At 39.6% G+C, this 12,690-nt stretch carries 14 protein-coding genes; 6 read left to right on the plus strand and 8 right to left on the minus strand.

What is annotated here, in order from left to right; translation table 11 throughout:
• The first annotated feature begins 380 nt into the window (after positions 1-380).
• Positions 381-1,373: an HD domain-containing protein gene (locus J7K40_04855; protein MCD6161726.1), complete on the plus strand. Its 993-nt coding sequence runs from the start codon at positions 381-383 to the stop codon at positions 1,371-1,373.
• 48 nt (positions 1,374-1,421) lie between these two features.
• Here J7K40_04855 and J7K40_04860 read toward each other — a convergent pair whose 3' ends face one another.
• The gene (locus tag J7K40_04860) at positions 1,422-1,799 is read right to left on the minus strand and encodes a hypothetical protein (protein ID MCD6161727.1); all 378 of its coding nucleotides are present in this window, start codon (positions 1,797-1,799) and stop codon (positions 1,422-1,424) included.
• 77 nt (positions 1,800-1,876) lie between these two features.
• Here J7K40_04860 and J7K40_04865 point away from each other — a divergent pair, with 77 nt between their 5' ends.
• The 3 genes from J7K40_04865 (at position 1,877) to J7K40_04875 (ending at position 3,421) form a co-directional block, all read left to right on the plus strand.
• Positions 1,877-2,176 (plus strand): hypothetical protein, encoded by a 300-nt coding sequence (locus tag J7K40_04865; GenBank protein ID MCD6161728.1) that lies wholly within the window; start codon positions 1,877-1,879, stop codon positions 2,174-2,176.
• A 9-nt stretch (positions 2,177-2,185) separates the two neighbouring features.
• Complete coding sequence (locus J7K40_04870; protein ID MCD6161729.1) at positions 2,186-2,389, plus strand: DUF1858 domain-containing protein; 204 nt, start codon at positions 2,186-2,188, stop codon at positions 2,387-2,389.
• 342 nt (positions 2,390-2,731) lie between these two features.
• On the plus strand, positions 2,732-3,421 hold the full coding sequence (locus J7K40_04875; protein ID MCD6161730.1) for a cytidylate kinase-like family protein: 690 nt from the start codon (positions 2,732-2,734) through the stop codon (positions 3,419-3,421).
• A 63-nt stretch (positions 3,422-3,484) separates the two neighbouring features.
• On the opposite strand, the gene J7K40_04880 is transcribed toward J7K40_04875, so the two are convergent.
• Genes J7K40_04880 through J7K40_04895 form a run of 4 tightly spaced genes read right to left on the minus strand, consistent with a single transcriptional unit; the run spans position 3,485 to position 8,790 of the window.
• Positions 3,485-4,156: a ribulose-phosphate 3-epimerase gene (locus tag J7K40_04880; GenBank protein ID MCD6161731.1), complete on the minus strand. Its 672-nt coding sequence runs from the start codon at positions 4,154-4,156 to the stop codon at positions 3,485-3,487.
• 3 nt (positions 4,157-4,159) lie between these two features.
• A complete protein-coding gene (locus J7K40_04885; GenBank protein ID MCD6161732.1) occupies positions 4,160-4,942 on the minus strand; it encodes a PASTA domain-containing protein in 783 nt (260 codons plus the stop codon).
• On the minus strand, positions 4,929-6,245 hold the full coding sequence (locus J7K40_04890) for a hypothetical protein (GenBank protein ID MCD6161733.1): 1,317 nt from the start codon (positions 6,243-6,245) through the stop codon (positions 4,929-4,931). The genes J7K40_04885 and J7K40_04890 overlap by 14 nt, the downstream gene beginning before the upstream one ends.
• Position 6,246: 1 nt before the next feature.
• Positions 6,247-8,790, minus strand: a complete 2,544-nt coding sequence (locus tag J7K40_04895; protein ID MCD6161734.1) for a TIGR03960 family B12-binding radical SAM protein — start codon at positions 8,788-8,790, stop codon at positions 6,247-6,249.
• 505 nt (positions 8,791-9,295) lie between these two features.
• Here J7K40_04895 and J7K40_04900 point away from each other — a divergent pair.
• Positions 9,296-9,712: a hypothetical protein gene (locus tag J7K40_04900; GenBank protein ID MCD6161735.1), complete on the plus strand. Its 417-nt coding sequence runs from the start codon at positions 9,296-9,298 to the stop codon at positions 9,710-9,712.
• 69 nt (positions 9,713-9,781) lie between these two features.
• On the opposite strand, the gene J7K40_04905 is transcribed toward J7K40_04900, so the two are convergent.
• The 3 genes from J7K40_04905 to hypA all read right to left on the minus strand — a co-directional run bounded on the left by J7K40_04905 (position 9,782) and on the right by hypA (position 11,747).
• The gene (locus J7K40_04905) at positions 9,782-10,477 is read right to left on the minus strand and encodes a TusE/DsrC/DsvC family sulfur relay protein (GenBank protein MCD6161736.1); all 696 of its coding nucleotides are present in this window, start codon (positions 10,475-10,477) and stop codon (positions 9,782-9,784) included.
• Between the two features lie 39 nt (positions 10,478-10,516).
• Positions 10,517-11,179: a hydrogenase nickel incorporation protein HypB gene (gene hypB / locus J7K40_04910; GenBank protein ID MCD6161737.1), complete on the minus strand. Its 663-nt coding sequence runs from the start codon at positions 11,177-11,179 to the stop codon at positions 10,517-10,519.
• 226 nt (positions 11,180-11,405) lie between these two features.
• Positions 11,406-11,747, minus strand: coding sequence for a hydrogenase maturation nickel metallochaperone HypA (gene hypA / locus J7K40_04915; GenBank protein ID MCD6161738.1), 342 nt, complete (start codon positions 11,745-11,747; stop codon positions 11,406-11,408).
• 297 nt (positions 11,748-12,044) lie between these two features.
• Between hypA and J7K40_04920 the strand changes: the two genes are divergently transcribed.
• Complete coding sequence (locus tag J7K40_04920; protein MCD6161739.1) at positions 12,045-12,656, plus strand: TetR family transcriptional regulator; 612 nt, start codon at positions 12,045-12,047, stop codon at positions 12,654-12,656.
• The last annotated feature ends 34 nt before the right edge of the window (positions 12,657-12,690 follow it).

Here is a 12,690-nt window from a genome sequence, read left to right on the forward strand (position 1 = left end):
CCAATCTCTGGATTCCCAATCAAGTTGGGAATGACGCGGGCAGTGTGGGAATGACATAATTATTGCATCCGCCTAAGGCAGACAAAAGCCCGGACAGTAGTGATTTGAGTTTATAAGTAAATCCTGACAACATCGACGAAATTTGATTAATAATGAAACGAAAACCCCGAAACCAGTAACATTAAATATATCGCCTGTATTTGCCTGTATTGCGAAACTGTAATTTTCATAATTCGTTGTCTGTCGGGATAATACGCAATTTAAGCGGTGATGCTATTGCTCTAACGACATCAAGGATAAACTCATAAGAGCTTTTCTGCGGCAATAGAAAAAATCTGTATATACTATATTGTTAACCTGAACAGCCGATTAATAATAGTATGAATAATCCTGAATTCATAGTTGTGAATCTGGATTTATTAAGGGTTGATACAATCCTTGGCGTAGATTTGTATTTAAAAGGCCCTCGCGGTTATATTTTGTATCGAAGTCGTCATGTGCCTTTTAATGATAAAGTGCGCCGCAACCTATTAGGGCATGGCGTTAAGGATATGTATATCCTTATTGAGGATTCCAGTAAATTTACCCGATACCTTGAAAATAACTTATCGAATATTTTAGATGACAAAGAGATTGCCATTGAAGTCAAACGCCAATTAGTATACGAAACCAGCCTGGATATCGCCCGCGAATTGATACATAAACCTGATTCTATCGAGACCATGAAACGCACCACCAAGATAGTTGAAAATATGGTTGATTTGCACTTGAAAGACGATGGAGGGTTTAAAAAACTCGTAGAGCTTATGCCGCGTGATTATAGGATTTTTTCTCACAGCGTTAATGTCTCCACTTATAGTGTAGCCCTTGGCAAATCACTTGGTATGTTCAATAAAAATGAATTATATGAACTTGGCCTTGGAGCGTTTCTTCACGATATTGGCAAAAGTAAAATTCCCCAACGGATTTTGAAAAAACCTGGTCATCTCACACCTGACGAATTTGAAAGAATTAAAGAACACGTACAATTAGGCGTTGATATTGCAAGCAGAATACCGGTTCTTCCCAAAAATGCCATACTTCCCATTTTAATGCATCATGAAAGAATTATAGGAACTGGCTATCCTGGCGGCAAAATAAAGGATGATATACCCTTAACCGGCCTGATAACGGGCGTTGCCGATGCTTTTGATGCAATGACTACTAACCGTGTATATCAAAAAGCTATGTCATCTTACGGGGCGCTTCAGGAACTTCTCGAGAAAAAACAAGGCTTTGATAAGCAGATTGTTCTTGAAATGATTAAATTGTTAGGCCCTGAAATAAAAAGCAATAAATATCAACAGCCTATAAAAATTATTACTGCACGATAAAGTGAAAATTTTACTCAGATTCCATATATAAATAATATTAAACAATATCTAAATATAAGCTATGGCATCAGCCTCTATTAACGCATTCTTTGGCAGACTAGCAGCCTCAATAGCCGCTCTGGCTGGCAGGACACCGGTGAAATATTCAGCGTAAATCTTGTTTACCTTCTCGAAGTCTTTTAAATCTTTGAAATAAACTGTTATTTTTAAAGCATTTTCCAGACTGCTTCCTGATGCCTCAAGTACTGTGGCTAAGTTCTTGAATACCTGATGAGCCTGTTTCTCGATTGTTCCGGTTTCAAGTTTTCCGGTAACAAGGTTAATAGGTATCTGGCCGGAACAAAAAACAAGATTTCCATAAATCACAGCCTGTGAATATGGGCCGATTGGAGCCGGCGCCTTGTCCGAATAAACTGCCTTTTTCATCTTACCTCCACATAAGCTTAAAACGCTTGCTAACATTTTCTGTTTAATTTATACTATCCTCCAGGTTTTGGCAGATTATGATTGCAAAGAATCACAATAAATTTACACTCGCCTGGATACTCTCAGCTATATTTATAGTTCATATCTCAGTTATTTTCAATGATTTTCATGCGGACGACTTTGAGATATTGATTATAATGGATAATGGATTTGACTTGCAGGCGTTTAAATCTATGGAAAATCCGCAGATTTTCAGGCCATTCACTAACTTGGTTTTATATTTAGCTGGAATCTCCATAAGCTATATATTATTTGATTTCAAAACCGGAATGCCAATAGTAAAAGAAAAATTTGACGGCAATAAACTTATAGAGTAGGATTAATTCATGATTAAAGCTTCAGATACGGTGGAAGAGTTATTGGAAAACTATCCCGGCATAAATCGTTTGCTGATGAAAAAAGGCATCTTTTGTCTTCAGTGCGGTGAACCGGTATGGGCAACATTAGGTGAATTGGCAAAAGAAAAAGGGCTGGATGAAGATAAAATTACTGCCGAGCTTAATGAGCATTACAAAGATTCGAGTGAGTAATAAGTCCGGGTTAGTATAGCGTTTCTCCGGGATGCGATTAAGCTTAACTGTATGTTGGCGCACGAGGACGTACGCCAACCACTAAGTTAGATGTATGTTGGCGCACGAGGACGTACACCAACCACTATGTTGGCGCACGGGGACGTATATCAACTCATTATATTTAGCTGTTTATGATGTGCGGGGATGTATGGCAACCACAAGATTTGGCATGCCTGAACGTATACCTGTTGTGAAACCTCAAGTAAGTTCCTGAAAAAGATTTCTATTGACTGATGCATCAAATTATCTTAATTTTATTACTAAGATACCTGTATTAAACTCTACAATAGGAAGGGAATTATGAAGCATATTGAAGTAATAATCGATCAGCAGATAAAAAAATGGGAACTCGATAAAAAGCATCCGGTTGAGGATGAAACTAAACCATTAAAACCCGGACCTATTATTACTATTTCCCGTCAGAGAGGTTCGGGGGGAAGCATCATTGCGCAAAGGCTGGCAGAACTTACCGGTTTTGCCGTTATTAATCGCGAAATTATCGATCAAATCAGCCAGGAAATCGGCACCCAGAAACGTTTAGTGGAAACCCTTGATGAGGCTGACCGCTCGAATTTTGAGTTGTGGGTTGATGGCATATTTCGAGGACGAATTGTCGATTCATCCGATTACAATCGAAGCCTGATTAAAATTATCGGTGCAATAACTCATCATGGCAAAACTATTATTGTAGGTCGGGGAGCAAATTTCATTGTGGGAAATAAAAATGCGTTTAATGTCAGGATTGTGGCCGATTACCAATTCCGTATCGATTCGCTTGTAAAACGCCGTAAGCTAAATTCCGAACAAGCCAAAGAAGAAATCGAGGCAAACGACCAGCAGCGAAAAAAATTCATTAAAAAGCATTTCGACAGAGACATTAATGATTATTCTGCTTATGATTTGATAATCAACAGCGCTAATCTCGAAATCGACAAGATTGCCGGGCTTATCTTGAACGCCTATCCCCAGAAGACATATCAGGGTAATTAGCTTTATAAGGCTAAGCCTTCAGCCTGACAATGTCCTTACATATCAGGGGTGTCATATTGCTTATTATTCCCGCAGCGATTGTATCGCCTCGTTATAATCTGAAGCCCCGAAAATATAACTGCCGGCTGCCAGAATATCTACGCCGGCTTCACGACACATCTGGCCGGTAATATCATTTATGCCGCCATCGACTTCTATAAGACAATCACATTTTGCTTCGTCAATCATACTTCTGACCGCTTTTATTTTAGTCAACGACTTCTCAATAAATGATTGACCACCAAAACCGGGGTTGACACTCATTATTAAAATGAGGTCTATATCGTTTAATATCTCATCGATTAAAAACGGCGGCGTATGAGGGTTTAAACTTACGCCCGCTTTGATACCGAGTTCTTTGATAGAATATATAGTGCGGTGAAGGTGATTGCAGGTTTCGAAATGTACCGTGATTATATTTGCCCCCGCCTTGGCAAACTCCGGGATATAGCGTTCGGGGTTTTCAATCATCAGGTGAACATCAAGCGGAAGTTTAGTTGTTTTGCGAACAGCCTTGACCAGTCCGGGACCAAAAGTGATATTAGAAACGAAATGGCCATCCATAACATCAAGATGAATCAAATCAGCTCCTGCTTTCTCGACTTTGGCAATTTCCTCCGCCAGATAACCAAAATCGGCAGCAAGTGCGGATGGGGCAATCATAACCTTTCCGGATTTTGCATTTTTGTATGTCATCACCTACTCCAATTGGGAAATAGTTAAATTAACTATAGTCCATTTTGGCACCTCAGAATCAGGCGTTACCGATTGAAAGAGCACCGTTTCAGGCAGCATGCGGTCATCAACCTTGTAGCTGACATCCCCAATTATCAGATAATTTTCCTCTGCAAGTATTTCAGTTTCCGAGAAATCCAAGCCAACAAAATCGGGCACTTTTACTAATATATCGGTTTGTTTACGGTTTACTACAAGTTGAACTTCAGCATTTAATTTCATAACAGTACCGGCATCAGGCCGAGATTCGACAATCACGCCATCGGGTAATACTTCATCGGCAAACCATAACAAGTCTCCCATAACAAGTCCTTCCCTTTCAAGAAGCAGTTTGGCTTCCCGAAGCGTAACTCCCCTGAGCGCAGGAACAGTAGCTGAGGCAGCGCCTTTGGATACTGTTGCTCTAATGGTCATGCCTCTTTTAACGGTTGCGCCAGGCTCCGGCAATTGGGCAATTATCGTACTTTTCGGATATTGCGCATTAAACTCTTTTTGAGCCTCAACCATTTTAAGGTCGGATTCCTTAAGCTTGATTTCTGCCGCTTGCTTCGACATGTAAGTTATATCAGGCACAAGACACTCATCTCCATGGCGGGTTAATATAGGCATAACGGCTTTATCCATTAACAGTATCAGAACTGCAATACCGCCGATAAATACAAATAGGGCAACTAAAATATATTTCCATTTGCTTGCAATGATATTAAAACCCATTTTTGATGTAAATTCTCCCTTATTTTTTCTCAATTACCGCCGCAAAAGCTCCATCGGATTTATGCTGATGAGGTATTACCTCATATATGCCTGGCTGGCGCTCGAAATTTTTAAAACTGTCTAAATGTTTTAAGCGAAAGTCATTGTTTTGTTTTAAAAAATTATCGATTATTTCAAAATTTTCTTCAGTTTCTATACTGCAGGTTGAATAAACTAATCTGCCCTTTGATGACAGCATTTTGGCGGCTTGTTCAATCAATAGCATTTGCTTTTCCGAATTTCTCTTAATTCTCTTCTCATTCAGATTCCAGCGTAAATCGGCATTCCGTCTAATTGTGCCGGTACCGCTGCAGGGAACATCCGCTAAGATATATCTGAACTTATTTCCAGAGGCAAATTTTAGCACATTTCCACATATAATAAAAGTATTATTTAATCGCCATCGCAAGATATTTTCCTTTAATATCTTTAGGCGTTTCAGGGAATTATCAACGGCAATAATGCAGCCATCGCGATCAGCCATTCCCGCTAAGACTGCGGTTTTACCGCCGGGAGCGGCGAAAAGATCAAGCGCTGTCTCGCCCTTGGGAACCGCCAGAATCGAGGGAGAGATACTCTGAGCCGGGTCGCTAATAACTATAAGCCCCTTCTGAAAAAGCTTGGATCTTAAAAGTTTATAAGGATTAAAACATTTGTAATATCCCTCAAATAATTCCGATTTCTCAAACTGAATATTTGATTTAGATAATTGTAATTCTATATTGTTTTCCAAAGATAAATATCTGTTTATAAAAAAACAGAAGTCCGGGGGAGTGTTGCCCCATTTTAAAATATCCACTGTTTCATTATAGCCAAATCTATTTAAATATCTTTTCACTAACCAATCCGGATATGAGTATTCAATACCTAAAAATTTTACCGGATTCTGCTGAGGGTTGGGAAATTTTACTTTGTCGGGTTTGCGAAGGTAAGCTCTCATTACCGCATTTACAAACCCGACTTTATGCAAAGAAATAAACTGCTTTGCCAGATCTACGGTTTCTGATACCACTGCATAATCGGGAATATTAGGAGTTTGAATTAGCTGGTAGTAGCCGAGACGCAATATCTGTCTTAATTCTAAATCGGTACTTTTTATAGATGCATATTGCCGATAAAAATAATCAACCTTCTTTTTGAATTTGATGACGCCAAAAAATAATTCGCGAGTAAAAGCCGCATCCTCGGACCTTTTAATACATTGAGATTGTTTAGCGATAATCAAGTGCGGGTCGCTTTTAGTTTTTTCCCAATCTATTAATGCTTTGCAGGCAACTGTTCGGGCTATTGAGGTCATTTTATACTAAATCCAATGGTTCGATTTTATGTACACCCCGAAGGTAATATTGACCTGTCCGATTATAAACAAGCGATTGAGAATCCCGCATCGAAAAGCCGAGACCATAAATTAATACCTCATTCGGCTTGATATAACCACCAGGCATAAACCCTAAAAGCATCTCAAATACGCCGTCAGTATATGATAATTCATGAAGGAAGCTTCCAACCGAGTGTTCCTTCGATTCGTCATTCTTTGTTCTTACGACAATCAATTCTTTATTCTCTTGAAGATTGTCTATTTTTTCCCGAATATCATCACCGCCATTTTCAAAGTCAATCCGATAGGAAGCGCAATTGATAATTTTAGTCAGCGAATCAGTTTTAGTGAATATCAATTTAGTAGCGGTAATCTCAATTCCCGGCGGTAGGTTTTCACTAAGCTTGGACAGATGATTTTTTTCAAAAGGGGAATCAAGTTGAATATCCAAATATTCAGCCTCAGACATATAACCCATTGCCAATGGCGGTCCGAAAGACATTTTCATGTGTGGATGAAACCCCTGGCTGTAGCTAACAGGCAAACCGGCTCTCTTTATAGCGCGATTAAACATCCTCATTATATCGAGATGCGAATAAAAACGGAGTCTTTCATCGCGAGAATACTTTATGCGTATTTTCGTTTTTGTGGGAACTGCAGATTGAACAATTCGTTTTTTAAGCCGTCGACCAAATTCGCCGGACAGGCTGTCTTTCTTATCAATATCATGAGATGCTTTACCTGGCAGGAGTTTTCCTTTTAATGATCTTTCTCTTTCATCAAGAAGGAATTTTTTTGAGATGCCCTTTTTTATATGTTCCCAAGGCAAAGTCAGGCTGGCTATTCGAGCCTGCAAGAGATCATCGATACTAAAGCCATTGTCCGCAAGAGCCTTTTCCCATCTGTCATAACTGAAATGTTCGCTCCAGCCATCAAGACGAGCGCCGCTGTTATAAACCTGCTTGATGACATCCGACATTCTTCTATCACCGCGGCATAGAATCCCCTCAAGCGTCGAGAGGTTTGGGTTTCGTAATTTCAATGAGACATTACGTTTTCTTACTCCATCCGACAACTTATTATAAATCTCAGCAATCCGTTGAGCGTTAATCTGTTCCTCCCATTGCCAGGGAGTGCCCGGTTTTGGAGAAAATGGCGAGATTGTAACATTTATGTTCTTTTTACCGCCCATCGAACGAGCCATTCCTGAAAGTTTTTTAATAGTATCGATTATGCCATCGATATCGCTGTCGGTTTCGGTGGGCACCCCAATCATGAAATACAGCTTAACCAGCGTCCATTCGTTTTCAAAAACCGCTCTTATGCCGTCCGTTATTTCATCCTCTGTAATGTTTTTCCCCATAACATCCCGCAAACGCTGAGTCCCTGCCTCCGGCGCAAAAGTGATGCCTGCCTTTCTCTGACTCTTGAGATATTCCAGCATAGTTCGAGAAAGCGAACCGGGACGAAGCGACGGCAATGAAAGCGACAGACGATTCTGCTGAAGAAACGGCATGATGCCGGCTACAAGCTGTTCGAGATTGGGATAATCGGTTGAGGATAATGATAACAAAGTGATCTCATCATAACCGGTAGATTTAATCCCATCTCGAATCTGAGCGTAAATTTCAGCCTCCTTGCGGGGACGCTGAGGACGGTATTGAAATCCTGCCTGGCAAAAACGGCATCCCGATACGCAGCCCCGCATTATCTCAACCGATAAACGGTCGTGAGTCGTTTCTATAAACGGTACAATAGGCTTATTGGGATAATAATCATTTTTTAATGGAATACATGACCGGATTTTGATTTTTTCCTTGGCGTGTTTGTTTATTGGTATAATCGCCTTGAACCTGTTATTCTCATATTCGGCTTTGTAAAATGATGGAATATATACACCTTCGATTTGAGCAAGCTCTGATAATTTGCGTTCCCTTTTTTCATCTTTGTTTTTAATCAGGCAATTGATTATTTCATTGATTGATTCCTCGGCATCGCCAAGATACATAAAGTCAAAGAAATCAGCTAATGGTTCAGGGTTTATAATAGCCGGGCCGCCAGCGCCAATAATCGGGCAGTTGTCATCACGTTCGGCTGATTTGAGCGGAATGCCGGCAAGATCGAGTACATTGAGTATGCCCGGCGCATGAAGTTCATATGTAACCGAAAAACCAATAAAATCAAAGTCGGCCAGCGGTGTCGAGGTTTCTAATGAAAATAAGGGAAGTTTTTGTTCACGCAGCACATCTTCCATATCCGGCCAGACTTGGAAAACGCGTTCGGCGGCGCAATCCGGACGGCTATTTATTATATGATATAATATCTGCTGACCGAGATAGCTCATGCCAATTTCGTATATATCAGGAAATGCCAAGGCAACCTTGAACTTATCGTCATGGTCTTTAATAACCGCATTAAGCTCGTTGCCGATATATCGTCCCGGTTTTGAAACAAACGGAAGAACCTCGGTTTCGAGCTTATTCCAGAACGGATTTTTATAATAAAAATGGTTTTTCTTCGCCAAACGTTACCTCCATATCTTAAAGCAAGATAGGTTTATATTGAAAGCCTGTCAAATAGAAAACGATTTGAAGTATTGCTTTAATGATTTTAATGTTAATAAACAAATTAATCTGTGTTTTTATCGGTAATTTCAAATCCCGGATTTTGCCGTCATGCCCGCCGGCAGGCAGGTTGGAATTTTATTATGGCAGCAATTATTATTATGCTGTCGGGCAGGGGCACCCGACAGCGCAGCTAATGCGTCGTCAGTCCGCCGCGGCGGATTTCCGGACGACTATTATTCCCCTCTTGAGATGGGTTAGGAGTGTGTTCTTAACGCTTAATGTTCAACATAATTTCGAATCTTTTTTTATTAAACAACGTAATCATAGATGATGCGAAATTTATATTGTTAGCCGGTAAATTTACATCTCTTTGATTTCGTCTAAATATTTGCGGGAATTCAAGATGATATCTTTTAATCACTACAATCAAACTCAATCACAACGATATAAGGATTATTGAGCATGCCGTATTGCCCAAGATGCCGCTGTGAGTATGAGGATGATATTGATATCTGTCCTGATTGCAACGAGAGGTTAGTTGATTCGCTTACCATTGAAATTATGTTAAACTATTATGATGATGAGGTTGTTAACGAGGATTGGGTTCCGATTGCCCTGTTAGCATCGTCTCGGTATGCCGACATGCTTTTAAGCGGGCTGCGAGCTAAAGACATTCCCGCTGTTATTATAGACAGCTCGGTAAATGCCGGAAAGAGCATACATTGCAGACCAGCTTCATTTCAATCGGTTGATAGCAATTATACCTTGATTGTGCCCAAAAAATACGTTTTCGAGGCTGACAGGGAAGCTGAATCGATTTTAGGCGATAAATGGGAAGAAGCGCAGTTTAATGATGAAGACGAAAAGCGTAACTGCTGATATTTTATTTAGACTGAAAAATCCACCTTTTAAAAGATGGATTTTTATTTCCTGCGCATTGCCGGGAAATTACCTTCCTCTCAAACCGGCGATTTTTACAGCGCCGCGATGGTAGCCATCCGGGAACAGACGCTCAAGCTCATCCAGCTCGATATTATTTGCTTCACAGGTCTCGTAAATGGTTGGAACCGTTTTATATTGATTGTGATAGTCTCTAAGAAAATGGATGATTTGCCAGTGCTTTTCAGTTAGCTCTCCCTTGGGTATTTTCATATCATAAGCTCTATATAAGGCATAGTTCTCATCCCATGCCTCAGGGTCAACAAGAAATCCGCGGACATCAATAGTATAGGTTTTTTCTTCTACAGATGGTGTAGTATCAGTATAGGTTTTTCCTTTTGCGGTTGGAGCAACAGCTTCAGAGGGTGTTGGCAATGCTGTATAGCTGAGATAACCTTCCTTATATGTGATGCCTGCAATTTTACAGACACCCCTTTGATAACCGGAAGGAAAGAGTTCTTTAAGTTGTTTTAGGTGAAGTTTATTCTGTCTACAGGCTACATAAATCAAGGGACATTTACCTGTTTTTCTAAATGTATCACGAATGAAATGAATAATATTCCAGTGTTTTTCTGTTAAGCCATTTGGGATTTCAAGCTGTAATGCCATTCCCTCAGCAAAATTTTCATCCCATTGATTAAAATCTTCTAAAAAATTATACGGATCTACTTTATAAGCAGCACCGTTATAAGTAAAAGAACTCATATCCTCTCCTTTATTTATAGTCATTTATGTTTCGGTCATTTATAAACTTTCTGTACTTAGAGTCGTAAGCCAATCATACCATTTTTCAAGGCCTTCTCCTGTTCGACAGGACAACTCGAATATTTTAAAATCAGGGTTAATACTCAGGGCGTTTTTCTTTACCCGTCCCATATCGAAATCCGAGAAACCCAGCAAATCGGTTTTATTTATTATCAACACCGCTGAGCGACGAAACATCGCCGGATATTTCACGGGTTTATCATCTCCTTCAGCAGTGCTTATCAGCACAACTTTCATATCCTCACCCAGATCATAGCTTGCCGGACAAACCAGATTGCCGACATTTTCGATGAACAGCATATCAACATCATCAAGGTTAATTCCATTGAGCGCCTTGCCAACCATTCGGGCATCAAGATGGCAGGCTCCGCCGGTAATAATCGGCCTTACGATTTTCCCGCCAGCTTTGGAAAGGCGCAGAGCATCATTATCCGTTTGTACATCTCCGGCAATTAGCGCCATTTTCAATCTGCCGCTCAGTGTCTTCAATGTTTTTTCCAACAAACTGGTTTTCCCCGAACCCGGAGAACTGACAAGATTAAGCGAAACAACATTTTTCTCGTGAAGTTTTAAACGTATCTCTGCTGCCAGCCGGTCATTTTCTGATAAAACTTTTTTCTCAATTATTATTTTTTTATTCATGTAAATCCTTTTTCAAAAGAGCTTTAGTCTCGTCCATCAAGTCGGATAGACAAAAATTGCCGTTTTATTGAAATAACATTTAACCCGGATTTTGCAGTTGATTTTTTAGCAATAAATTTAACTTTGTATACATCAAAGCGTAGGGGCGCATTGCATTGGCACTCTTTTTCACTTTTCCGTGAAATTATCTTTGATTTATATGCATCATTAAATCGAACCATTATAATTATGTCTCCACCAGGTAATCTATATTTAGTTCCTCTCCCTGAATTACCTCGATATCTGCCGAATCGCAATAGGGACACCGGAAAATAAAATCATTTACACTAAAAGCTTGCTCACACGAGCGGCATTTCCCCTTTACGGGTATCCGCTTGATAACCAATTTGGTGCCAGCCAGAGGAGTATCAATAGTCGCCGCTTCGAAACCGAACGATAAGGCTTCCGGGTCAACACCGGTTAGGGCGCCAAGACGGATATTGATCTCAGCTACGCCCCTTAAATTGTGCTTTGCTATCTCATTTTCTACTAATGTAATAATTTCCATGGCAATGCTAAGCTCATGCATCCGGTCATTTTCCTCCAGCATTACATATATTAAACCAAATCAAATTATAATGATTTTAGATAATCCCTTAGTTATTTCTTCCGTTTCTTGGTATGTAATTTGATTTTAACACGATGGACTAACTCCTAAATAGTCTTGGCAACCGATTTGCCTACTTTACCTCTCACAGTAAAAGGGTCGGTGGTTTCAATTGCAAGAATTTTTGAGAGTTCCTTCGATTTTTTCTATTGACAACAGAACACATTTTAGATATTATGTTGACCGAACAATCGGTCAACAATAAAGAAGCTTTTATAAATGACGCCAAGAAAAATCGATAAATCGAAGAAAAAACAGACGATACTCTTAGCGGCTATTAAAGTTTTCAGTGAAAAAGGGGTAAAAAACGCCAAAATAGCTGATATTGCTTATGAGGCCGGAATTGGCAAAGGCACCATATACGAATATTTTCGCAGCCGGGATGAGATTTTCATAGAGACTTTCAACTATATGCTTAGAGAGATGAATAAGGAATTTATTAATGAACTACAAAAAACTAGACCGCCTGTGGATAAGATTAAAGCCATGAATAAAATCATCTTTTCTGGTCTGACCAAATTTACTGTTGAAACAGCCTCTATTTTCATTGATTTCTGGGCTGAGGGAATCAGGAATCAGGGCTATAGCGGTAAAGGGATTATTAATCTTAAGGAACTTTATAATGAATTCAGGCAGGAATTAATGCAAGTTCTTGAAGATGGTATTAAAGCTGGTCAGTTTAGAAAAATAAATACTTTAGAGACTGCCTCGGCATTTTTAGCCTCAATTGATGGTTTGCTTCTGCAATGGATTATCGATCCAGCAGTTTTCAACTTGAAAAATGTCAGCGAAACAAATCTTGATATTTTTCTTAAGGGCATTGTGAAATGATAATTATATTGTCTGTAACAATTACAAACATAAA

This window comes from Candidatus Zixiibacteriota bacterium, assembly GCA_021159005.1.
Lineage (GTDB): Bacteria > Zixibacteria > MSB-5A5 > UBA10806 > 4484-95 > JAGGSN01.